21 protein-coding genes are annotated in these 22207 nt (G+C 54.2%); 7 read left to right on the top strand and 14 right to left on the bottom strand.

Translation table 11 applies throughout. The features are described from left to right. The first annotated feature begins 22 nt into the window (after positions 1-22). On the top strand, positions 23-2197 hold the full coding sequence (locus O3C79_RS03820) for a malate synthase G (protein ID WP_494384870.1): 2175 nt from the start codon (positions 23-25) through the stop codon (positions 2195-2197). Between the two features lie 153 nt (positions 2198-2350). Beyond that, positions 2351-3280 carry a 2-hydroxyacid dehydrogenase gene (locus O3C79_RS03815; protein WP_494384869.1) on the top strand — a complete coding sequence of 310 codons (930 nt, stop codon included), beginning with the start codon at positions 2351-2353 and terminating at the stop codon, positions 3278-3280. A 27-nt stretch (positions 3281-3307) separates the two neighbouring features. Here O3C79_RS03815 and O3C79_RS03810 read toward each other — a convergent pair whose 3' ends face one another. From O3C79_RS03810 to O3C79_RS03780, 7 genes are all read right to left on the bottom strand, one after another. Next, positions 3308-3766, bottom strand: a complete 459-nt coding sequence (locus tag O3C79_RS03810; protein ID WP_494385772.1) for a c-type cytochrome — start codon at positions 3764-3766, stop codon at positions 3308-3310. A gap of 3 nt (positions 3767-3769) precedes the next feature. Further along, positions 3770-4426: a glutaredoxin 2 gene (gene grxB, locus O3C79_RS03805; protein ID WP_494384868.1), complete on the bottom strand. Its 657-nt coding sequence runs from the start codon at positions 4424-4426 to the stop codon at positions 3770-3772. Positions 4427-4567: 141 nt separating this feature from the next. After that, entirely contained in the window at positions 4568-5332 is a 765-nt protein-coding gene (locus O3C79_RS03800) for an amino acid ABC transporter ATP-binding protein (RefSeq protein WP_076465398.1), read from the bottom strand. A gap of 2 nt (positions 5333-5334) precedes the next feature. Then, on the bottom strand, positions 5335-6435 hold the full coding sequence (locus O3C79_RS03795; protein WP_494384867.1) for an amino acid ABC transporter permease: 1101 nt from the start codon (positions 6433-6435) through the stop codon (positions 5335-5337). A 9-nt stretch (positions 6436-6444) separates the two neighbouring features. Next, positions 6445-7662: an amino acid ABC transporter permease gene (locus O3C79_RS03790; RefSeq protein ID WP_494384866.1), complete on the bottom strand. Its 1218-nt coding sequence runs from the start codon at positions 7660-7662 to the stop codon at positions 6445-6447. A gap of 66 nt (positions 7663-7728) precedes the next feature. Next, positions 7729-8751 (bottom strand): amino acid ABC transporter substrate-binding protein, encoded by a 1023-nt coding sequence (locus tag O3C79_RS03785; protein WP_494384865.1) that lies wholly within the window; start codon positions 8749-8751, stop codon positions 7729-7731. A 257-nt stretch (positions 8752-9008) separates the two neighbouring features. Then, entirely contained in the window at positions 9009-9188 is a 180-nt protein-coding gene (locus tag O3C79_RS03780; RefSeq protein ID WP_494384864.1) for a hypothetical protein, read from the bottom strand. Between O3C79_RS03780 and O3C79_RS03775 the strand changes: the two genes are divergently transcribed. Beyond that, on the top strand, positions 9178-9831 hold the full coding sequence (locus O3C79_RS03775) for an LON peptidase substrate-binding domain-containing protein (RefSeq protein ID WP_494384863.1): 654 nt from the start codon (positions 9178-9180) through the stop codon (positions 9829-9831). The genes O3C79_RS03780 and O3C79_RS03775 overlap by 11 nt on opposite strands. On the opposite strand, the gene O3C79_RS03770 is transcribed toward O3C79_RS03775, so the two are convergent. After that, a complete protein-coding gene (locus tag O3C79_RS03770; protein ID WP_494384862.1) occupies positions 9828-11213 on the bottom strand; it encodes an SLC13 family permease in 1386 nt (461 codons plus the stop codon). The two genes, O3C79_RS03775 and O3C79_RS03770, sit on opposite strands and share 4 nt — an antisense overlap. A 95-nt stretch (positions 11214-11308) precedes the next feature. On the opposite strand from O3C79_RS03770, the gene O3C79_RS03765 reads away from it, so the two are divergent. Continuing rightward, positions 11309-12133 carry an AraC family transcriptional regulator gene (locus tag O3C79_RS03765; protein WP_494384861.1) on the top strand — a complete coding sequence of 275 codons (825 nt, stop codon included), beginning with the start codon at positions 11309-11311 and terminating at the stop codon, positions 12131-12133. A gap of 50 nt (positions 12134-12183) precedes the next feature. Here the strand turns inward: O3C79_RS03765 and O3C79_RS03760 are convergent, their stop codons facing one another. Further along, complete coding sequence (locus O3C79_RS03760) at positions 12184-13212, bottom strand: methionine synthase (protein WP_494384860.1); 1029 nt, start codon at positions 13210-13212, stop codon at positions 12184-12186. A gap of 25 nt (positions 13213-13237) precedes the next feature. Beyond that, on the bottom strand, positions 13238-14215 hold the full coding sequence (locus tag O3C79_RS03755) for a DUF1852 domain-containing protein (RefSeq protein ID WP_494384859.1): 978 nt from the start codon (positions 14213-14215) through the stop codon (positions 13238-13240). 323 nt (positions 14216-14538) lie between these two features. Here O3C79_RS03755 and O3C79_RS03750 point away from each other — a divergent pair, with 323 nt between their 5' ends. Next, positions 14539-15339, top strand: a complete 801-nt coding sequence (locus tag O3C79_RS03750) for a sulfite exporter TauE/SafE family protein (RefSeq protein ID WP_494384858.1) — start codon at positions 14539-14541, stop codon at positions 15337-15339. Positions 15340-15483: 144 nt separating this feature from the next. Here the strand turns inward: O3C79_RS03750 and O3C79_RS03745 are convergent, their stop codons facing one another. The 4 genes from O3C79_RS03745 to O3C79_RS03730 all read right to left on the bottom strand — a co-directional run bounded on the left by O3C79_RS03745 (position 15484) and on the right by O3C79_RS03730 (position 20029). Further along, a complete protein-coding gene (locus tag O3C79_RS03745) occupies positions 15484-16482 on the bottom strand; it encodes a 3-hydroxybutyryl-CoA dehydrogenase (protein ID WP_494384857.1) in 999 nt (332 codons plus the stop codon). 3 nt (positions 16483-16485) lie between these two features. After that, complete coding sequence (locus tag O3C79_RS03740) at positions 16486-17568, bottom strand: NAD/NADP octopine/nopaline dehydrogenase family protein (RefSeq protein WP_494384856.1); 1083 nt, start codon at positions 17566-17568, stop codon at positions 16486-16488. Between the two features lie 157 nt (positions 17569-17725). Further along, positions 17726-18712 carry an AraC family transcriptional regulator gene (locus O3C79_RS03735; protein ID WP_494384855.1) on the bottom strand — a complete coding sequence of 329 codons (987 nt, stop codon included), beginning with the start codon at positions 18710-18712 and terminating at the stop codon, positions 17726-17728. Between the two features lie 309 nt (positions 18713-19021). Then, positions 19022-20029 (bottom strand): TRAP transporter substrate-binding protein, encoded by a 1008-nt coding sequence (locus tag O3C79_RS03730; RefSeq protein ID WP_494384854.1) that lies wholly within the window; start codon positions 20027-20029, stop codon positions 19022-19024. 398 nt (positions 20030-20427) lie between these two features. Between O3C79_RS03730 and yfiR the strand changes: the two genes are divergently transcribed. Together yfiR and dgcN are read left to right on the top strand one after the other, a co-directional pair. Next, positions 20428-20949: a regulatory sequestration protein YfiR gene (yfiR, locus tag O3C79_RS03725; protein ID WP_494384853.1), complete on the top strand. Its 522-nt coding sequence runs from the start codon at positions 20428-20430 to the stop codon at positions 20947-20949. Between the two features lie 13 nt (positions 20950-20962). Further along, a complete protein-coding gene (gene dgcN, locus O3C79_RS03720) occupies positions 20963-22207 on the top strand; it encodes a diguanylate cyclase DgcN/YfiN (RefSeq protein WP_494384852.1) in 1245 nt (414 codons plus the stop codon).

The raw sequence follows: 22207 nt of genomic DNA, 5'->3' as shown, positions 1-22207 counted from the left end.
ATAAAAAAATTGAGGCAAGAAGATGAGCCAACGGGTACAGGTCGGTGGCCTGCAGGTCGCCAAAGAGCTTTACGATTTCATTAACAACGAAGCACTGCCGGGCACCGGCGTCGATGTGGAGCAGTTCTGGAACCGCTTCGACAGCATCGTGCACGACCTCGCACCGCGTAACCGTGAACTGCTGGCCAAACGTGATGACATTCAGGCGCAGATCGATGCCTGGCACCGTGATAATCGCGACAGCTTCAACTTCGACAACTACAAGTCGTTCCTGCAGGAGATCGGTTACCTGCTGCCGGAAGGCGAAGATTTCACCGCCACTACCGAAAACGTAGACCCTGAAATGGCCACCATGGCCGGTCCGCAGCTGGTAGTACCGGTGATGAACGCCCGTTACGCGCTGAACGCCGCCAACGCCCGCTGGGGCAGCCTGTACGACGCGCTTTACGGCACCGACGCCATCTCCGAAGAGAACGGCGCCGAGAAAGGCAAGGGCTACAACCCGGCCCGTGGCGCCAAGGTTATCGCCTTTGGCCGCGACTTCCTCGACGAAAGTGCTCCCCTGGCTGGCGCGTCCCACAAGGACTCTGCCGGTTACAGCATCCAGAACGGTCAGCTGTGCGTCGCCCTGCGTGATGGTGGCGAAACCGGTCTGGCCGATACAGCCCAGCTCGCGGGCTACACCGGTAGCGCCAGCAACCCCACCGCTATTCTGCTGAAGCACAACGGTCTGCATTTCGAGATCCAGATCGACCGTGACAGCCAGATCGGCAAATCCGATGCCGCCGGCGTCAAAGACATCCTGATGGAAGCGGCACTGACCACCATCATGGACTGCGAAGACTCCGTTGCCGCCGTGGATGCCGAAGACAAGGTACTGGCCTACAGCAACTGGCTGGGCCTGATGAAAGGCACCCTGACCGAAGAGATCGCCAAGGGCGACCAGACCTTCACCCGCAGCATGAACCCGGACCGCGAATACACCGCACCGAACGGAGACAGCCTGACCCTGAAGGGCCGCAGCCTGATGTTCGTGCGTAACGTGGGTCACCTGATGACCAACCCGGCCATCATCGACAGCGAAGGCAACGAAATCCCGGAAGGCATCATGGATGGTGTCGTCACCACCCTGATCTCGCTGCATGACCTGCAGGGCAACGGCAAATTCCGTAATGCCACCACCGGCTCCATCTACATCGTGAAGCCGAAGATGCACGGTCCGGAAGAAGTCGCTTTCGCCGACCAGCTGTTCGCACGCGTCGAAGATGCACTGGGTCTGCCGCGCCACACCATGAAAATGGGCATCATGGATGAAGAGCGTCGCACCACCGTTAACCTGAAAGAATGTATCCGTGCCGCCAAGGAGCGCGTGGTCTTCATCAACACCGGCTTCCTCGACCGTACCGGTGACGAGATCCACACTTCCATGGAAGCGGGCCCGATGATCCGCAAGGGCGAGATGAAAGGCGCTGCCTGGATCAAGGCCTACGAAGACTGGAACGTGGATATCGGTCTGGCCTGTGGCCTGAGCGGCCGTGCCCAGATCGGTAAAGGCATGTGGGCCATGCCGGACCTGATGGCTAACATGCTGGAACAGAAGATCGGTCACCCGCTGTCCGGCGCCAACACTGCCTGGGTTCCGTCACCGACCGCTGCTGCCCTGCACGCGCTGCACTACCACAAGGTGGATGTATTCGCCCGTCAGCAGGAACTGAAGAGCCGTGGCCGCGCCAGCCTGGACGACATCCTGACCGTTCCGGTTGCACAGAACCCGAACTGGAGCGCTGAAGAGATCCAGCAGGAACTCGACAACAACGCCCAGGGTATCCTTGGCTACGTAGTGCGCTGGGTTGACCAGGGCGTAGGCTGCTCCAAGGTTCCGGACATCAACGATGTGGGCCTGATGGAAGACCGTGCCACCCTGCGTATCTCCAGCCAGCACATCGCCAACTGGCTGCACCACGGCATCTGCTCTGAAGAGCAGGTGATGGAAACTCTGCAGCGCATGGCTGCGGTTGTGGACCGTCAGAACGCTGACGACCCGACCTACCAGCCGATGGCACCCAACTTCGATGACAGCATCGCCTTCCAGGCGGCCTGCGAACTGGTCATCAAGGGCTGCGAGCAGCCGAGCGGCTACACCGAGCCGGTCCTGCACCGTCGCCGTCTGGAGCTTAAGGCTAAACAGGCCGGTTAAGACTCCACACCCCTGTCCCTGACAGGACATACGGCGGCAGGCTCACAAGGCCTGCCGCCGGCTTCCCTTCTCCCCGCTGTTCACCCTCACGCCCGCTCTGCTAGAGTGGCTGGCAGACATTTTTCCATTATTCGGGTCTTGCTGGAGTGATACATGAACCTTCTTCTCTCGGCACAGGGACAGGATGCTCAGGCCTGGCTGCAATGCCTGCAGGCCAGACTGCCCGATGCCAATATCCGTCTGTGGCAAGCCGACCTGCCGGAGCAGTTTCAGGCAGACTATGCCCTGGTGTGGAAACCGCCCGCCGAGTTGTTTGATCAACAGACGCAGCTCAAGGGCATTATCAACCTGGGCGCGGGCGTCGATGCCCTGCTGCAGATGCCCAACCTGCCTGCGAACGTACCCCTGCTGAAACTGCGCGATGCCGGTATGGCCCGGTGGATGAACGACTATATCCGTTACGGGGTGCTTCACTTCACGCGGGATTTTGACCGCTACCGTCAGCAGCAGCCCAAGGCGCAGTGGCAGCCCTATGACATCGAGCCGGCTAGCGCCTGGCCCGTTGCGATTCTGGGTGCTGGTGCTCTGGGTCAGCAAGCCGCCTCTGAGCTGGCCGCGCAGGGCTTCCCTGTGCGTTGCTGGAGTCGCACCCGCAAACAGATAGACGGCGTCGAAAGTTACAGCGGCGAGGCTGGATTGGAGGCTTGCCTGAGTGGTGCCCGTATTCTGATCAACCTGTTACCGCATACACCTGCGACACGCCGGTTGATCAACAGCGAGACACTGTCGCGGCTGGACAAGGGTGCGGCGTTGATCAGCTGTGGCCGTGGTGAAATCCTGGATGCCGATGCGGTGCTGGCCGCACTGAATGAGGGGAAGCTAAGGGGTGCCCTGCTGGACGTGTTTGAGACAGAGCCCCTGCCGGCAGGCTCACCCGTATGGCAGCACCCGGGCGCTATAATCACCCCGCATATTGCAGCCCCGACACCGGTGGAGGAAGCGGCCGCACAGATCCAGACCTATATCGAGCAAATGGAAGCAGGCCAGGTCCCACAGACCGTGGACCCGACACTGGGATATTAAAAAGTGAATTAAACCGGAGTACCGAGATCAATCCCGGTATTTGTCGTGACAGGCCTTGCAGCTTTGCGCCAGGCGCCCGACCAGCGGACGCAGGTCATCGGCGGCTTCACCGCTGGCAGCAGCCTGCTGCAGCGACTGGGTCCGTTTTTGCATCTCGCTCATCAGCTCGCCGAAGCGATCCTGTTGTTGCCAGATACGATAGGACGCGCGCGTTTCCACCGCCTCGCCACGGGCGCTCTGCTCATCGACAAAGCCTTCCAAGACCATCCCGCTGAGCAATACCAGACGCTCTGAACGGCGGCTAAACTCCTCAGCTGAAAACTCGGCACGGCCCTGCACCATGGCGGCCATGCGTGTCAGGTTCCATTCCATCGCCTTGTACACACCCTGACGGTACTGGATGGCATCATCGCTGGCTGACTCGGCAAAGGCAGCGGGTACAGCCAGCACGCTGCTCATCAGAAGGGTTAACGCTGTTGTCTTCATCACTTAAATCGCCCGATCAAAATAGAGTTCAACACCACCCAGTTCAGACACTTCCTGCATCCATTGCTTGAGGTGTGGCGGGAAATTGAGCCCCTTCACCGACGACATGTACTGCAGTGGCGGGAAGTTCATCACATCGTTCCAGCTCAGCGTATTACCCTGCTCCGACGGCAACGTCAGCTCCGGCAACTGTGCCAGCACCCGCTCAACTTCTGCCTGGTGCTCAGCGGTATTCTCCAGCGCCTGCTCGAAGGTGCAGCCCAGCATCCGTTCCTTGTTGGCACGATAGTAAGCACGGGCAGATTCAGTGGCGAAGGTCTTCATCCCCATTTCAATCACCCTGGGAAAGGACAGTGCCTGGCAGTGTTTCATCACCGGCTGCAACAGGGGCTGAATCGCTTCACTCAACTGCAGCGGGCGGATCTTGCGTTCAGGATTACCCAGGTCAGCCAGAAGCTTGGCAATATCCATGCTCTCACCGATGGCCACGCCCTGGTGTTCGAAGATGGGAACCATTTTCTTGCCGATCAGACGATTACAGGTTTCTTCATCATCATTGAGCAGAACAATCTGCTCCAGATCGCTGACCTGCTTGTAGTTGGCCACCAGCAATGTCCGAATACAGAAGGGACAGTGGTCGTAAATATAGAGTCGGGACACCGCGCATCTCCCCGCAAGGCAAAAGCGTTATCCTGACAGCATCACCGCCTGAAGCCAATGGCCGATTCCAGAGTGCCAATACGAAAAAGCGGCTGCCACAGCCAGGCCGTGACAACCGCTTTACCCCTTCAAACACCTCAATCAGTGATTGAGAATCTGGCTCAGGAACAGCTTGGTACGTTCGTTCTGCGGATTATTGAAGAACTCGTTGGGTTCGTTTTCCTCAACGATCTGACCGGCATCCATGAAGATCACGCGGTCCGCCACTTTCTTGGCAAAGCCCATCTCGTGGGTCACACAGAGCATGGTCATCCCCTCTTCGGCCAGCTCCACCATTACGTCCAGTACCTCCTTGATCATCTCCGGGTCCAGCGCAGAGGTGGGCTCGTCAAACAGCATGATATTGGGGTTCATGCACAGTGAACGGGCGATGGCCACACGCTGCTGCTGACCACCGGACAGCTGGCCCGGGTACTTGTCAGCCTGATCCGGAATCTTGACGCGCTCCAGGTACTTCATGGCCGTGGCTTCAGCTTCCGCCTTGGGCTTTTTCTGCACCCAGATGGGGCCCAGCGTCAGGTTTTCCAGAATGGTCAGATGCGGGAAGAGGTTGAAGTGCTGGAACACCATGCCCACATCCTTGCGGATGGTTTCGATGTTTTTCACATCATCGATCATCTCCACGCCGTCCACTACCAGCGAACCTTCCTGGAACTCTTCCAGCCGGTTGATACAGCGAATTGTGGTCGACTTGCCCGAGCCCGAAGGCCCGCAGATCACGATACGCTCGCCCTTTTTCACGCGCAGATTGATGTCGCGCAGAACATGAAAGTTACCGTACCACTTGTTCAGGTTTTCAATAACAATAACGTCTTCAGCATCCGCTGTGGGTTTTGCTGCGCTCATAATCAATCTCTCTTATCGGTATTCATCTGACGCTCGATACGACGCGCCAGCAGGGACATGCTGAAACAGCTGCTCCAGAACACAAGGAATACAAACAGGTAACCCTCAAGCGCGTGCCCGCCCAGCCAGTAGGAGTTGGACAGCGCGGTTTGCAGGGTCTGCACCACTTCGGGAATGCCGATGATCAACAGGAAGGTGGTGTTTTTGAACAGCATGACAAAGGTGGCCAGAATGTTCGGCAGCGACACCTTGATCACCTGCGGCAGGATAATCAGCATGATTTTCTGCCAGTAGCTCAGGCCAATGGAGTCAGCCGCTTCATACTGCCCTGACGGCACCGCCGCAAAACCGCCGCGGAACACCTCGGCCATATAGCCGGACATAAAGAAGATCAGCACGATCCAGACACGAATCAGCTTATCCACATTGGTGCCTTCCGCGAAGAACAGCGGCAGCATCACCGACCCCATGAAGAACAGGGACAGCACCGGCACACCACGGAAGAACTCGATGAAAATCACCGACACCGAGCGGATAAAGGGCATATTGGAGCGACGCCCCAGTGCCCACAGGAAGCTGAACGGAAAGGCCACAATGATACTGGCCGCCGCCATGAACACGTTCAGGGTGAAGCCGCCCCACAGATCGGTGCTCACCACCGGCAGGCCCAGCAGACGTCCATCCAGCAGGGCAATTCCGACCAGCGGCAACACCAGCCAGGCGATGACCGATGCTTTCAGGCGGATGTGTTTGGGCAGTGTGAAGGAGGCCGTAATGACCAGCGCCAGCAAAACCAGCATCAGGTTGATCCGCCAGATCTCCTCGACCGGATAGGTACCGTAGAAGAACTGATAGGACCAGGCGTTCACGAATACCCAGCAGGCCCCTTCACGCACACAGGCATCTTCAGAGGTGCCCTGCCAGTTGGCCGAGAAGAAGGCCCAGTCCAGAACCGGCGGAATGTAATAGACCAGCAACGCCATGACAGCCAAAGTCACCAGGCTGTTCAACAGCGATGAAAACAGGTTTTCTTTCATCCAGGCCAGCGGGCCAACCGTTTTATCCGGCGCCGGACGAGCAGGAACAGGTTCAAACTCTTTCATCGCAGTATCCTATCGACTCACCAGCGCTACCGCGTTGTTGAACCGGTTCATCAGGAAGGAGATGACCATGTTCACCACGAAGTACACAACAATTGTCATAAAGATGGTTTCGATCGCCTGACCGGTCTGGTTCAGCGCCGTACCCACGAAGACATTGAACAGGTCCGGATAGCCGATGGCCGCTGCCAGAGTGGAGTTCTTCACCAGGCTCTGATATTCCGAGTTCAGCAAGGGCACGATCACGCGCATCGCCTGAGGCACGATGATCAGCGACATGATCTTCTTCTCTTTCAGGCCCAGGCTGCGTGCGGCTTCTGTCTGGCCATGGGGAATCGACTGCACCCCGGCACGCACCGCTTCCGCGATGAAGGAACCGGTATAGACCGACAGCGCAATGGCCAATGCCATCAACTCGGGAATGACCGTGATACCACCGAAATAGTTGAAGCCCTTGAGTGCAGGGTACTCAACTGTGAACGGCATGCCGGTCACAATCAACGCCAGCAGCGGAAGACCAATCACCATGGCGATGGACGTGTACAGCACCGGGAAGGGCTGGCCAGTCAGTTCCTGACGTTTTTTCGCCCAGCGACGCAGTACGAAAATACCCGCGATCGCCACGCCCAGCGCAACCTCAGCTACCCAGAACAGGTCGCTGCCCACCATTTTAGGCAGGTACAGACCACGCACGTTGAGGAAGATCGCCTCGCCCAGGCTCAGACTCTGGCGTGCCCCCGGCAGTGTCGAAAGCACCGCGAAGTACCAGAAGAACACCTGCAGCAGCAGCGGAATGTTACGAAAGGTTTCCACATAGACCGTAGCCGCCTTGCGGACCAGCCAGTTATGGGAGAAGTATGCGACCCCGAACACAAACCCCAGCAGGGTGGCAAAGAAAATACCGATGCCGGACACCAGCAGGGTATTCAGAAAGCCGACAATGAAGATGCGGCCATAGGTATCTGTCGCTTCAAAGGGAATCAGCGACATCAGCACATCGTATCCGGCCGAGGCGGTTAGAAAGCTGAAACCGGTTTTGATACCGGTGGCTTCCATATTGGCCAGGACATTGCTGATGACGGAATAGAAAAAGTAACCAAGGCCCAAGACCAGCAGAACCTGATAAAACAGGGCGCGGATATTGGGGTTATTGTAGAAAGCCGCTGAGCCGTTCCCGCCGGATTTACGCGCAGCCGACTTGGTTTGTTCAATGGTTTTTTGTTTAAACATTGAAGTGACCTGAAGTGGGAGCAAAAGCAACAGGGGAGCTTGAGCTCCCCTGTATTAGTCCAACGATTAGCGCATTGCCTGTGAGTACATGATGCCGCCGTCTTTCCAGCTGGCATTAAGACCACGCTCCAGTTTCAACGGAGAGTCCATCCCCACATTGCGTTCGAAGGATTCGGCGTAGTTACCGACCTGCTTCACAATGTTATACGCCCAGTTCGCCTCCAGACCCAGGTTGGCACCCAGTTCACCCTCACCGCCCAGCAGACGCTTGTTGGCCGGATTACCGTTGGCGAGCTTGTCATCCACATTGGCAGAAGTAACACCCTGCTCTTCAGCTTCGATCATGGCGTTCAGTGACCATTTCACGATGTTGAACCACTGGTCGTCACCCTGACGGACAACGGGGCCCAACGGCTCTTTGGAGATCACTTCCGGCAGGATCACCGCATTAGCCGGGTTCGACAGGCCAACGCGCAGTGCCGCCAGCTGGGAGCCATCGGAGGTCAGGAAGTCACAGCGACCGGACTCAAAGCCCTGACGGGTCTGGTCAGACGTGTCGAAGGTGACCGCTTTGTAGGACATGCCGTGCTGACGGAAAAAGTCCGCAATGGCCAGCTCGGTAGACGTACCCGCCTGGATACAGGCGTTGGCGCCGTCCAGTTCCAGCGCGCTGCTCACGCCCAGATCCTTCATTACCATGAAGCTGGCACCATCGTAGAAGTTGGTACCGGCGAAGTTGATCCCCAGAGAGGTATCACGGGTGTGTGTCCAGGTGGTGTTGCGCGACAGCATGTCGACCTCACCGGACACCAGCGCGGTGAAACGCTCTTTGGCCGTCAGCGGCTTGAACTGAACCGCATCCGCATCGCCCAGCACCGCTGCGGCGACCGAACGGCAGACATCCACGTCCAGACCGCTCCATTTGCCGTTTTCGTCTTTTTCAGAGAAGCCCGCCAGGCCGGTGCTGACCCCGCAGGTGAGTGTTCCGCGTGATTTTACGTCATCCAGAGTCGCTGCTTGAACGCTGGCTGCGCCCGCTGTCAGGGTTGCTGCCAGGGTAGTGATCGCCAAGATATCCTTTTTACGCATGGAGCTAGTCCTCTCATTGAGACACTCAGTTTATTCTTATTGGAATTAGCAAAGGCCGTGCCACAACTCCTTAATATTCCGGCCTTAATCTATAGCAGCGTTTGTCGGCATTAACCAACTCAATTGAAAGCACATTCGACGAATGGGCTAAGTCATTTCAGACAGCCTGAAAGCATTTTTCGCCCTCCACTGGTGCAATTTTGCACACCTTTTGCACCATTTCAGCGCAAGATAACGACAATATTGTGCAACGCTTATTAATAGGCCCCGGCACAATTTTTTTTGCCCGACAGGAATGGATTACATCGCGCCAGTCGGAAAAACGCTATGCTGATGCCAGCACGGGTGAAGAACAGCACCTGGCCGATTGGTCCTTGCAACTCTGTATCGGGCAACTCAGCGCCCACCACCGAAAGGAGCAGAACCATGAGTGACATCTGTATTTTCCCCATCCCTGGCTGCGTCACCTTTCCTGGCACCCTGTTTCCACTGCATGTGTTCGAGCCGCGTTACCGCGAAATGATTCACCACTGCCTTGAAACCGATGCACTGGTTGCCATCTGCCACCCGCGCAAGGAAGTCAGCCCCGGAAAGCGCCCGGAAAACCTGGAACAGGCGCTGACATCCAACCAGGCCACTTACCGCCCCTATGATGTATTCAGTGCCGGCCGCTGCGAACTGCTGGAAACACTTGAAGATGGGCGCATGCTGCTCAATGTGCATGTGGAGCAACGCTACCGCCGTGACCATGAAGTGCAGCTGCTGCCATACCAGATCCATGCCTGCACGCCCTTCCCGGACCGCATCGACACACCGGAGGAGCAGGCGGAAAACAGGATATTGCGCGACAAGATTGCCCACCGACTGGAAGCACTGGCACATGCCGATCCGGGTGCCCGGGAGGTGATTGAGCGGGTGGCCCATTCCACTGACTGGTTGGAGAAATCCGACAGCGCGTTCAGCTTTGCGTTGTTTGGAGTGATCCGCTTTGAGCCGGAGATTTTGCAGGAACTGCTGGAGATGGACTCAGCCCATGCCAGGCTGAGTCACACTTTGGAGCTATTGAACGAGGTGGGTTAGATCCACCCCAGCCACTGCCACCAGAGGTAATCCAGCGGTAACAGAATCAGTACCGTGAGCACTGCCAGAATCAGGCAGAGCCGTGCCGCATGAATTACCGGCACACCCGCCAGTGGCATGGCCATCATCAGCGGCACCGACTGGTAGGTAAACACGATGGTGGAAAAACCAAATACCTGGGTCATCAGCACGGCCTCCAGACTGAACCCCGTCATCTCACTGATCTGACTGGCCAGCGGCGTCAGCGTTGCCGGCACCCCGGCCAGTGTCGCCACCACACCCGTGAACATGGCAAGCAGCGACAGGGAGAAGAAATTCAGTGCATCCTGTCCCGGCGCCAGCGGCAGCCAGTTCAATACCCGCATCCCCACAACCTGACTGATCTCGCTGTAATTGATCAAACTGGCAATCCCCAACAGCCCTGCCACCACCAGAATCGAGCTGAGGTTGATCTTCTCGTTGAAACTCTTGGTCGACACCATCCCCACGCCCGGCAACAACAGCAGGGTCGCCGCCGCCAGCCCTATCCAGGCGGCAGAAATATGGTGCACCGAGTCCGTAAGCCAGAACCCAAGCGTGGCCAGCATGATCACCAGCAACCGGCTTTCCCGGCCACTGAAGCCTCCATTGCTCTGCACCGGTGCCATGCGCTGAGGCGTATCCGGGTAGAGCTTGAGGATCAACACAATCAGCAGAACCGCTTTTAATGCGCCCAGCACCGGAAAGTGCAGCAACAGGTACTCGGTGAACATCGGCGTCCAGCCGTGAATGCTCTCCGAAGAGCCGATCATGATCATATTGGGGATATTGGCCGGCAGGATGGCAAAGGTGGGCAGATGACAGCCGAAAGCCGCGGCCAACACCACACCCTGCTGCCCCTTGCTGCCTTTGGCGAAGCCAAGGTTTTCAGCAATCACCAGCGCGATGGGGATAAACAGCATCACACGGCCCACGGATGAGGGCATGACAAACCCCAGCATCACGCCCATCAGCACGATACCGGTAATCAGACGTGCATAGCTGCTGTCCAGGTAGCGGGTAAAACGGCTGGAGATCCGTTGTGCCAGCCCGGTTTCGGTAATGGCGATACCGATAATCATGCCCGACACAATCAACCAACAGGCGGTAGAGGTGAGGCCGGAGAAGACCACTTCGGCCGGTGCCAGCGACAGCAACATCGCCAGCACCAGAATCACCAGCGCACTGATAAACTCCGGCAACGCACTGGTGGCAAAGAGCACCATGCCGGCCATCACCAGCAACGCCGTCGGCAACTGCTTACCCGTAAACAGTTGTGCCGCCGGTGTGAAAACAAGCAGCGCCGACAGCAGCGGAATCAATATCAGCGCGACCCACTGTGAGCGTTTCAAATCCCTGACCATATCCAACCCCTCAACAGATGCATCTCGCTATTCTGCCTCAGTGGCGCTAGGGTTGAAGTCGATAGAATGCCATTTCATATCGAGAAACGGACATCATGACCGCCATCTTCACTGCACCGCGCCAGCACTGCCGTTCCAAACGAGGCTTTATCCTCGACCCGGCACTGCCCATTCTGGGCATGCAGAACCGTATCCAGACGGATTTCGAGTTTGATTTCCACAGCCACCCGCGGGGACAACTGGCCTATGCGTCCACGGGGGTGATCAAGGTACAGACGGATGACGGCAGCTGGGTGATTCCGCCCTCTCAGGCGGTCTGGATACCGGGCGGCATCCATCATTCGGTGAGCCCGGCGGTGACATCGGAGATCCGTCACCTGTTTATTGACCCCACCTACCTGAACCGTTTTCCCGGCCAATGCAGCGTGGTGGAAGTCTCGCCGCTATTGCGGGAACTGATCATGCGGGTGGCGGACTTCGGCGATACCTATGCCCCCGACAGCCCTGCCAGCCGCGTGTGTGCCGTTATTCTTGATGAGCTGGAAGCCCTGAAACCCTCGCGTTTGCACCTGCCCTTGTCTGAAGATCGTCGCCTGCAGCCGATCATGCAGAGCATGCTCGCGCCATCGGATGCGGATACCGATCTGGCCTATTGGGCCAACCGTGTGGGTGCCAGCGAGCGAACCCTGCGCCGCCTGTTTGTGCGTGAAACCGGCATGACGTACCAACAGTGGCGACAACAGGCCCGGCTGCAACAGGCGGTTGAGCGGCTTGGCCAGGGCGAATCCGTACTGAACGTATCACTCGGGCTGGGTTATCGCAGCCCCAGCGCCTTTGTCGCCATGTTCAGGAAAGCGTTGGGGGTGTCACCGGGGCGCTATTTCAATGCCATACATGAGGGGCAAGCCAGCGAGTGCTAGTCGTTCAAACTATCACCCTCCGCCTGGTGCTTGCACCTTATCCTGCTCCCTTAATGAGAGAGCTCGCGTCGAGCGATCTCCACACCGGCATTCAGCGCTTCCAGCTTGGCTGTCGCGACGGAACGGGGCAAGGGCGCCATGCCGCAGTTGGTGCAGGGGTATAGCTTGTCAGCGTCGACAAACTGAAGTGCGTTGCGCAGCGTGTCCGCCACCTCTTCCGGCGTTTCGATGCTATGGGTTGCGACATCAATCGCCCCGACCATCACTTTTTTGCCGCGAATCAGCTCAAGCAGATCCACCGGCACACGCGAGTTGTGGCACTCCAACGAAATAATGTCGATTTTGGAGGCCTGCAGTTTGGGGAAAATTTCCTCGTACTGTCGCCACTCGGACCCCAGCGTTTTCTTCCAGTCGGTATTGGCCTTGATGCCGTAGCCGTAGCAGATATGGACCGCCGTTTCGCATTTCAGCCCTTCAACTGCCCGCTCCAGCGCCGCAATGCCCCAGTCGTTCACTTCATCAAAGAACACGTTAAAGGCAGGCTCATCAAACTGGATAATATCCACGCCCGCCGCTTCCAGCTCTTTGGCTTCCTGGTTGAGAATCTTGGCGAATTCCCAGGCAAGTTTTTCCCGGCTTTTGTAATGGTCATCGTACAGCGTGTCGACCATGGTCATGGGGCCGGGCAGTGCCCACTTGATGGGCTGGCTGGTTTGCTGACGCAGGAAGCGTGCATCCTCAACAAAGACCGGCTTTTGACGTGTCACCGCATCAACCACAACCGGTACACTGGCGTCATAGCGGTCGCGAATCTTGACGGTTTTGCGATTTTCAAAATCGACACCGCTCAGGTGTTCAATAAACGTGGTCACAAAATGCTGACGCGTTTGCTCACCATCACTGATAATATCGACACCCGCGTGCAGCTGTTCCTGCAGCGCCACCCGCAACGCATCCTGTTTGCCTTCAATAAGGGTGTCGCCTTCCAGTTTCCAGGGTGACCAGAGTTTTTCAGGCTCGGCAAGCCAGGAGGGTTTAGGCAAGCTGCCAGCCGTTGAAGTCGGTAATAGTTTTTTCATCATATACTGCCGTGTAGCGGGTGAATTAAAGCGCGTAATTCGCAGCCCATTTTTCCAGAAGCGCCCGGTAGGGCTGAATGAAGTTCTCTTCGGCAAACTTGCCTTGTTTTACTGCCAGCTGACTACGCTCTTCCCGGTCGTATTCAATACCGGTCAAGGAATAATCCGAGTGCTGCAGGCTGGGTTTAAAGCATTCACCGGCGACAGCATTGGCATTATAAATTTCAGGACGATAGATTTTCTGGAAAGTTTCCATCGTACTAATGGTGCTTATCAGTTCCAGATTGGTGTAATCGCTCAGCAAGTCACCAAAGAAGTAAAAAGCCAGAGGTGCTGTGCTGTTTTGAGGCATAAAATAGCGCACCTGCAACCCCATTTTCTTGAAATAACTCTCCGTCAAAGAGGCTTCATTCGGCTCATATTCAAACCCCAATACCGGGTGATGGTTGCCGGTACGATGATAGGTTTTGTTCTCCGAAATACTCAGACAGATCACCGGCCGCTTACTGAAGTTATCGCGGTAAGCTTCTGAGTCCACGAAGTACTTGAACATTTTCCCGTGCAGGCCACCAAAGTCATCGGGGGTGCTGAAGCGCTCTTCGCCCCGGTTGTGATCCTGCAGCAACACGCTGAAATCATAGTCACGCACATAGGAAGAAAGATTGTTCCCGACAATGCCTTCAATGCGCTGATTACGCTTGTGGTCGATAATATTTGTTTTCAGGATTTCAACTGTGGGGAAGGTACTACCATTCCCTTCAACATCGATATCAACTGAAACAATTTCAAGCTCTACAGAGTAGCGATCCGCATTGGGATTATCCCAGTGCGCCAACGCATTAAAGCGGTTATCAATCATGCTCAGAGTGTCACGCAGGTTTTCACGGCGTCTGCTTCCTCGAGCCAGATTGGCAAAATTGGTGGTAAGACGTGTTTTATCCGACGGCTGGTAATGCTCATCGAAACGAATGCTCTTAATAGTAAATGTGAAGTCTTGTTTCATGATCGTCTTGTATACTTTTTCTGAGATTAAACGTTAATGGATTCCTTGCTCTTTCTGGGCTTACCATTGGTCTATTCTTATTTTCTCAGCTGACAATACCGACAGCCGTCACCATCCAGGTGAATAAAACGGCTGCGAATCAACCTGCTATTGCGTGATTTAAGAGCAGGTATGAATTTATACGTGAACATAAAAATGAATAATATTGATTTAATTTTATTGATGTATGAGCCAAATTAATGAGTCATAAAAAACACACAGAAGGTTTTATTTACGAGAATGAGGCTCTAAGATGCTTCGCTTTCCAGCAGGATGGATAAATCATGTTAATAACTCTGCTTCTCTATTTGGTGCTGGGCGCATTTGCGGGCGTCGTGGCGGGTCTATTCGGTATTGGTGGCGGTCTGTTGATCGTGCCGGTACTCATCTTCTCTTTCGAACTGCAGGGCGTATCGCCCGAAGTGTTAACCCATATGGCGGTAGCCACTTCACTGGCCACCATTGTGGTCACATCAACCAGCTCGGTACGGGCACACCATAAGCATGGCGCGGTGCGCTGGGAGCTGTTCAAGCCGCTGGCTGCCGGCATCCTGCTCGGTGCCGTTCTGGGTGTGAATACCGCGGTGCAGTTACCCGGTGGAGCCCTCCAGATTGCCCTGGGCGTATTTGCCTTGATCGTGGCCGTGCAGATGGCGCTCAACCTGAAACCGGGTGCAGGTGATCAGGTCGCATCAAAAGTGGAGCTGGGTTTTGCCGGTGGCATTATCGGCTGGGCGTCGTCCATTTTTGGCATCGGCGGCGGTACCCTCAGCGTGCCCTACCTGAGCTGGCGTCGTGTGGTCATGCAGCAGGCAGTCGCCACCTCAGCAGCCTGTGGCTTGCCCATCGCGGTTATGGGAGCGCTGACCAATATCTGGGTAGGCTGGGAAGCCGACAACCTGCCGAACTGGAGCCTGGGATATGTCTACCTGCCGGCGTTCGCCGGTATAGTGCTGGCCAGCTCACTCACCGCGCCCATTGGTGCCAAACTGGCTCACCGGCTGTCGCAGCCGATGCTGAAGAAAGTCTTCGCCCTGTTCCTGGTGGTAGTGGGAGGACGTTTCATCCTTTCGAATCTTGGGTAGGTGGTATGTTGATGCGGGGAGTGATCCCCGAGTATCAGGACAAACCGTGTTATTCATACACATCGAATGACATTCGATAAACGGGCGCCTTTCAGGTGCCCATTATCTTTGATGCATTTCCCATCGTTAGAAAAGTGCATGCTGTCAGCAGGGGGGACGCGCCTGCCCCTCTTCCGGTAACAGCTTGCGGCTCTTCAGCATCTCAACAAAGTCCTGCATACGCGAATGTCGATAGGCATCTACATCTACAGCGTTATAGTCGTAGAAGCCCACGCCATCACGGATACCCTTGCGGTGGCTCTCCATGTTTGAAGCGATGATGTCCGGCGATTCAAAGCGAGGATCGACCTTACCGCTGAGGTATTTCGATGCGTAGTAGAGAATATCGCCTCCCCCCCAATCGATGAACTCCAGCATGCCCAGTACCGAGAAACGCAGCCCGAAGCCAACCTTGATCGCCTTGTCCACGTCCTCTGCGCTGGCAACACCCTCTTCGACCAGACGCGCGGCTTCGTTCATGGCTAATGCCTGGATACGTGGCACGATGTAGCCAGCAGCCGCTGCACAGACCACGGGTACCTTGCCCACCGATTCGAGACTCGCCTTCAAGGTTGCGACCGTCTCCTCACTGGTCTTCTCACCTTTGCTCAGCTCGACCAGGGGCATCAGGTGCGCCGGATTGAGCCAATGCGCATTCATGAAGCGGCCGGGATGCTCAACCAACTCGGCCAACTCATTCACCAGAAAGGTCGAGGTCGTGGAAGCCACAATCGCCTCTGGCGCCGCATGCTGATTCACGAAAGCGAAGGCCTCCTGCTTCGCTTCCAACACTTCGGGCACCCCTTCGAAGATGATCGAAGCCGAGGCCAGAATGCGTTCAGCATCAATCTCGGCGGCGAAGCCAACCCGACTCAGAACATCATCCACCTTGACGGCGTCAAGAAGCTCAACAGAAACCAGAAACTCCAAATCACGTCGGATCTCAGCCATCGCCTCCACATGAAGGCGATCACGCCCGTCATCAGTGCGTTTTTTCAAATCCAGCATGACCACAGGGACGCCGGCGAAGGCATAGCTCAGCGCAATCCCTCGCCCCATTCGTCCTGCACCAATCACTGCGACTGCAACATTGGAAAGCGCCATGACTCACACCCCGTTCAGCAGCAGATTGCGCATTTCTTCGACGGAAAGCTGGTCCAGACCCAGGTTCTCCAGTGTCCGCCCCTGAGCGTAAAGGTCCTGACCGGTAATAGCCGAGGCAATTGCCAGGAAACCTGCGGCAACAGGCGTTGGGCAGTTCAACCATTTACCCAGCGATACCAGGAATGACAGGCCCAGAGCCGTATCTTCCAGCATGTATCGATGCTCGGTGAGTACGATCTTTTCGCGCCAATCGCCACTGTCCGTCAGACGTTCATGCGCCGCACGTCCATACATCCACTCATCGCCTTCTTTGGCGTAGTGATCAGCCAGCGGGAAATGCGGGGCACTGTAGTTCAGCGCTTCACGCAGGCGAATACGCTCTGCATCAAGCTCATCGGTCACGCGACGTACGGCCGGCTGAGTTCCCTCGTTGTGGATATCCCAGGCCTCAAAATGCTCCAGAGGACCGGCATTCATCATGATCAGCGGTGGATGAATGATGCCGCCAGCGTTCATCAGGGCACCACTCAAACCATCTTCAATCTCTTCAATGGAGCTGTAAGCCTGCTTGAGTACTTCGAATGCATGCTTGGCATTACAAGCCGGGAATACACCGGTGGGCAGGCGCGTGGCATAACCGCTGCACACAACCTGACGCGGACCATGCTTGCGCGCCAAATACGGCAGGGTGCCAGTCTCAGCAAAGGCAACATTCGCCTTGTTACCCGCATCGCGCATCGCTTTGGCAAAGATGTAGCTGGCAAAAGTACCCGGCGGGAAAAACAGCACTTGGCCATCTTCCAGTAAGGGTGCCAGTTGTTTGGAGAGGCTTGAATGAGTCGTCGCGGGCAAAGGGATAACGATCAACTGGGCACCCGCTACGGCGTCTTCAAGTGAAGCCGTGGGTTTGGCAATCCCGACATCGCGCTCGCCACGGAAATCCTTCAGCGTGATGGAACCTGCTTCAACAACGGGTGCCAAGGCTTCAGCATCCCGGCGCCACAGGCGTATCTGATGCCCTTTTTCCGACAGTTCTGCTGCCGCTGCATAACAACCATGTCCACCACCCAGTACTGCTATTTCCATGATGTTTCTCCACCTATCAATTGACCACATTCGTGTCCCAGGCCGGCATCAGCCTGTGCGAACCTTGTGACCATTCAATCACTGCTCCGGTGGCGAAAATATGCGAATCACGAAGCCTGTATTCACTAAGCGAAGTGATTTGCAGGCAGGGAAAGGATCAGGAGTGGGAGTGTTTGAGCGTGTGTGATGGCAGGCAGCCAAAGCGCTTTTTATACAGCTGTGCAAAGCGCCCCGCGTTACTGACACCCAGCTCCAGCAGAATATCGGTCACCTGAGCGGTATCGGGGTCTGCGCCCTGCAAGGCTGCGTGGGCCCGTTTAAGCTTTAGCTCACGGATAAATTCACTGGGCGTTTGATCCAGAAAACGTTGGAAGCCGGATTGAAGCGTTCTGGGCGTCACACCAAATTGAGCAGCCAACTCGGACATATTAATCGGCTCACCGAGATTTGCTTCAATATAATCTCGTGCCTGGCGTACATGGCGCGGTAATACCACATGAGAGTCAGTTTTAAGCTGGTCACTGTAATTATGTGGTTGAGTACCAATCAAAAGGGTCATCGCCATATTGGCGAACTGCTTGCGTATAGCCTGATTATCCAGAGTACTGGCACAAAGATTATATTGCTGGCAGAGATATTCCAGCGTCTGAAGCCAGGCCATACCTTCCTGAGAGCTGTGGGAGAGTTCGAGGTTAAACACCAGCGGCTGTTTCAATTCCCGATTCAATGTCAGGCTAAGCTGCCGTTCAAGTGCTTCGCGTTCTATCCGCAGAATCAAACGCCGACATGCGGCATCCATGGTGATCGAAGTGGGTTCAGAGGGGGAAACGATGGTGGTCAGGCCAACCCTCGTATCCGCACAGCGATCACCATTTTTAACATGACCCTTTCCACAGAGGGTGGTCTGGACCAGGTAGTAGCCTTCAATTTCGCCGGGTTCAAGCTGTACTTCTGTGCCGTACTCAAGGCTGAACAGGTCGATGCAATCAAAAGACACTCCATCCAGCCGTGTCGTCACCTCTGACGAGCTACCCAGTATTTGCATCTGGTGAGGCCAAAGATAGCCACCGATTCGGTCGCGTGTTTCCTCAAAATCATGCGATTCGAAAAGGTTGTGATTGGACAGAGGGTTTGCCTGTAGCATCTTGTCTCACTCTGTTAGGAAACACCGAAAACCTGGCCTGATAAACACTGCTCACCGGGAGTGTTTTATCGAACAGCGCCTTTCGACTCTAAAAGCTGCTCCTAACAAACGTCAACTGATAATTTCCGCCTGTTCTCCCAGGTAAAAAAACACCCATTATTGCAATCAAACATCCCGGAAATAATATTTCCAAAGCACAAAAAGTCTTCTAACTTTAAGGGTTAACTAAAAAAGCAATGCACTTGCTATTGAATAAATAAAATCCCGCCAAAGACCGAGCTGTGGCGGGATAACCGGTGCACCCGAACGTTAGTGGACCCGTTTCTGGTATTCCGCCAAGGCCGCTTCTGCATCAACCCCTTTGTTCTTGGCCTCTTCTACCCAGGCCGTTGTGATCTGCATTGTAGAGGTACGAATACTGGCCACAAAGTCTGGATCCGCAACATTGATATCATTGCCGTTGGCTTTGAGTTCACTGAGTACTCTGGCATCTTGCGCATCAAACATCTGGCCCGCACGTTTCGCAAAAGCGGTGCCCGACATATCCATCAGCGTCTTCTGATCGTCCACCGGAAGACTATCGAACCGGTCCTTGTTCATCGCCAGAAACAGTGTCGTGTTAAACAAGCCACCGGGGATCAGCGTGGTATGGGTCGCCACATCCTGCAGTTTAAAGCTGCTGACCGATTCCACCGGGAACAGAGTACCATCGGCCACGCCGTTCGACATCAGCTCGAAGGTACTGGATACCGGCTTATGCAAAGGCACACCACCTAATACTTCAACAATATCCTGAGCAGCACCGCCGGCAACACGCAGTTTCATCCCGCCAAAATCGGTCATGGCCTTGATCGGCTTATTGCTGGTATGGATTTGTCCCGGCCCATTGGTGAACAGCGACAGGAGCTGTACGCCCCTATGCTCACCCGCCTTGGCAAAATACTTGTTATAGACCTCCCAGGTTGCCACCGATGTTGTCTCGGCACTATCCCCCGAAAACGGCAGCTCAAACATCTCGGTCAGCTTGAACCGACCGGGATTAAAACCATGAGTGCTGTAGGTAATATCCGCCTGGCCATCGCGAGCAAGATCGAAATGGGCTTTGGGATGCCCCAGCGGAGAGGGCAGCATCACAATTTCGATACGGCCATCAGTTGCCTGTTTAACATCCTCAATCCAGGGCTTGAATACGTCGGTCACGAGCGGATGCGTTGGCGGGAGCCAGGAAGACATGGAAAGCTTTACGGTTTCAGCCTGGGAAACACTCGCTGTCACGGATAGCGTCAGTGCAGCGCAGAGCAACTGTGTCTTATTCATCTATAAACCTCATTGTTTGCCCGTAAGTGCAAAATGCAGGGAATCAGGTAATCCGACAAAAGCGAGTATTTAGAACGTTCAGCAGCTGATCTTTATTGTCTACTCCTTTTGATCGCAGACTTGTTGGTTAAAAAAACCACACAACCTTAAGTTCTCACGGCGTAGGGCTGATGAATATGCAAAAAGCGAACCTGTTGTACGGATAGCGAATCGGAATCATCAGATCTGATGGAGCAATGTGCACCATAGAGAGGCACAAGCCCAAGGAGTCATCTTGACTTCTTTTGATGAGGTGAAGTAGCCTACATTAAGGACAACTACGATTGGGAGGGAGTTCTTCACATTAATAGCCTTTCTGCTATCTACAGCTATTCAATGTACGGGAGCTATTTTCCTTTATGCACAAAGCCATCCTGTCTTTACCAATTTATTTTTTATGCATCTTTTTAAATGTTGCAAGCGCCAGTGACAACCCCAACAACTCAATGGAAGATGAAATTGGCAATCAGGTAAAGTTCGTAGTTGATGGAATCATAAGTTACTCCCGGTGGCCTGGCATGAAAATAGCTACCAAAGCTTGCATTATTGGTCCCACCCGATTTTCAAAAAAAATTCTCGAGCCAATAAATACTGACTTACCGTATAGCTGGCATCATTATAATAATATAAAAGATCTAGGCGTAAACACGTGCAATGTAATTTATATTGGCAACCTTTCCTCTGATCATAGAGAAGAAATTGAAAAGGAATTTGTTGGCACTCCTGTATTGACCATCTCTGAGAAAAACATTTATTGCGATGGAGCCATTCTGGTTTGTCTTAAAATAGAAACTGAAAAAGTTTCCTTCCAAGTAAATTTGGATGCTGTAGCACGGAGTGGAATCAGAATTCACCCACAAGTGCTCAAGCTTGGAAGATAGTTGAGGTAGCCTAATGAGCTGGACTAAATATAAGGATAGCGGAAAAGTTGTTACACTGCGAAAGCTTATGCATAAAGCCCAAGTTCGCAGTAATTTTGTAGGTATCGTTACTTCTGGAAGTATTCTGACAGTATTAGGCCTATTCGCTCTGATTAATTTGGCTGACCACAACGAAAAGCTGGTCAGCCGTGTGCTTTCATATACCCTAGAAGCCGCCGTTGTATTCAAAGATAAAGAAGCTATTCGTGAAGGCATCAATGTAATTACAGAAACAGAGAAACTGTCTGGAGTATTAGTGCTTGATGAGTCAGGGAACACTCTATATGAATGGAATACAGAAGAGCAATCTCAATGGGTAAAGTTCGAAAGAAAGATTCTAAGCTTTATGCTGGATCAACCCAGCACCGTATCAATTATTCACAATGGAACGTCTGTTGGTAGCATTCAAGTTTACACAAACGGGACAATATTTTTTATCTTCATGCTATGCGGTTTCTTGGCCGTCGCTTTGAGCCTTATTTTTAGTACAATTGGTGCAAATATTGAGGGCGGCCGCATAAACGAATTCATTTGTAAATCTGTTCGAGAGCTTGCAAGTATTGCCCGTAGGATAGCGAGAGAAAGAGCGTTTGAACTTAGAGCCCCTCAGTGCTCAATTTATGAAATTCGAGAACTGGCTGAGGATTTGAACATCCTTCTTGATGAAATTGAAACTTGGGAAGGTCACTTACAGAAAGAAAATGACTCTCTCAGTTATAGGGCTAACCATGATTCGTTGACTGGCCTTTCAAACAGATCTGTATTCGAGGCGGAACTAACAAGGCAAGTAGAAGCATCACTGGAAAATAATAGTAAGTTTGCACTTATTTATATCGATGGTTATCGATTTAAAAATGTTAATGATACCTATGGGCATGCAGCCGGTGATGAAGTATTAATGGCAACAGCCAAGCGACTAAAATCATTGATTCGAGAGGGTGATTTACTAGCACGCTTGGGTGGGGACGAATTTGCCATGTTAATCAGGCCCCTAAAAAATGAAAATGACCTCGAAGCAATATCCAGAAAAATAGTGGGGAGCATGCAACACCCTATCGCAGTTGATGATGGTCAACGCATTGATTTTTCACTAACAGTTGGAGGAGTTATTTTTCCTGAACATGGCTCCAACTCGAAAGACATAGTCAATGCTGCTGATAGTGCGATGTACAAAGCCAAGAAAAGTAACACTGACTATTTTGTAGGTAAGGTCAGTTAA

It is taken from the genome of Marinobacterium sp. NO-S09 (assembly GCF_059179545.1).
This window is presented reverse-complemented; position numbering and strand designations above follow the sequence as displayed.

Bases quoted from the DNA above. Each gene is read 5' to 3' on its own strand.
- O3C79_RS03820 (WP_494384870.1), top strand. From the start codon at position 23: ATGAGCCAACGGGTACAGGTCGGTGGCCTGCAGGTCGCCAAAGAGCTT.
- O3C79_RS03815 (WP_494384869.1), top strand. From the start codon at position 2,351: ATGAACCTTCTTCTCTCGGCACAGGGACAGGATGCTCAGGCCTGGCTG.
- O3C79_RS03810 (WP_494385772.1), bottom strand. From the start codon at position 3,766: ATGAAGACAACAGCGTTAACCCTTCTGATGAGCAGCGTGCTGGCTGTA.
- O3C79_RS03800 (WP_076465398.1), bottom strand. From the start codon at position 5,332: ATGAGCGCAGCAAAACCCACAGCGGATGCTGAAGACGTTATTGTTATT.
- O3C79_RS03795 (WP_494384867.1), bottom strand. From the start codon at position 6,435: ATGAAAGAGTTTGAACCTGTTCCTGCTCGTCCGGCGCCGGATAAAACG.
- O3C79_RS03790 (WP_494384866.1), bottom strand. From the start codon at position 7,662: ATGTTTAAACAAAAAACCATTGAACAAACCAAGTCGGCTGCGCGTAAA.
- O3C79_RS03785 (WP_494384865.1), bottom strand. From the start codon at position 8,751: ATGCGTAAAAAGGATATCTTGGCGATCACTACCCTGGCAGCAACCCTG.
- O3C79_RS03775 (WP_494384863.1), top strand. From the start codon at position 9,178: ATGAGTGACATCTGTATTTTCCCCATCCCTGGCTGCGTCACCTTTCCT.
- O3C79_RS03780 (WP_494384864.1), bottom strand. From the start codon at position 9,188: ATGTCACTCATGGTTCTGCTCCTTTCGGTGGTGGGCGCTGAGTTGCCC.
- O3C79_RS03770 (WP_494384862.1), bottom strand. From the start codon at position 11,213: ATGGTCAGGGATTTGAAACGCTCACAGTGGGTCGCGCTGATATTGATT.
- O3C79_RS03765 (WP_494384861.1), top strand. From the start codon at position 11,309: ATGACCGCCATCTTCACTGCACCGCGCCAGCACTGCCGTTCCAAACGA.
- O3C79_RS03760 (WP_494384860.1), bottom strand. From the start codon at position 13,212: ATGAAAAAACTATTACCGACTTCAACGGCTGGCAGCTTGCCTAAACCC.
- O3C79_RS03755 (WP_494384859.1), bottom strand. From the start codon at position 14,215: ATGAAACAAGACTTCACATTTACTATTAAGAGCATTCGTTTCGATGAG.
- O3C79_RS03750 (WP_494384858.1), top strand. From the start codon at position 14,539: ATGTTAATAACTCTGCTTCTCTATTTGGTGCTGGGCGCATTTGCGGGC.
- O3C79_RS03745 (WP_494384857.1), bottom strand. From the start codon at position 16,482: ATGGCGCTTTCCAATGTTGCAGTCGCAGTGATTGGTGCAGGACGAATG.
- O3C79_RS03740 (WP_494384856.1), bottom strand. From the start codon at position 17,568: ATGGAAATAGCAGTACTGGGTGGTGGACATGGTTGTTATGCAGCGGCA.
- O3C79_RS03735 (WP_494384855.1), bottom strand. From the start codon at position 18,712: ATGCTACAGGCAAACCCTCTGTCCAATCACAACCTTTTCGAATCGCAT.
- O3C79_RS03730 (WP_494384854.1), bottom strand. From the start codon at position 20,029: ATGAATAAGACACAGTTGCTCTGCGCTGCACTGACGCTATCCGTGACA.
- yfiR (WP_494384853.1), top strand. From the start codon at position 20,428: ATGCACAAAGCCATCCTGTCTTTACCAATTTATTTTTTATGCATCTTT.
- dgcN (WP_494384852.1), top strand. From the start codon at position 20,963: ATGAGCTGGACTAAATATAAGGATAGCGGAAAAGTTGTTACACTGCGA.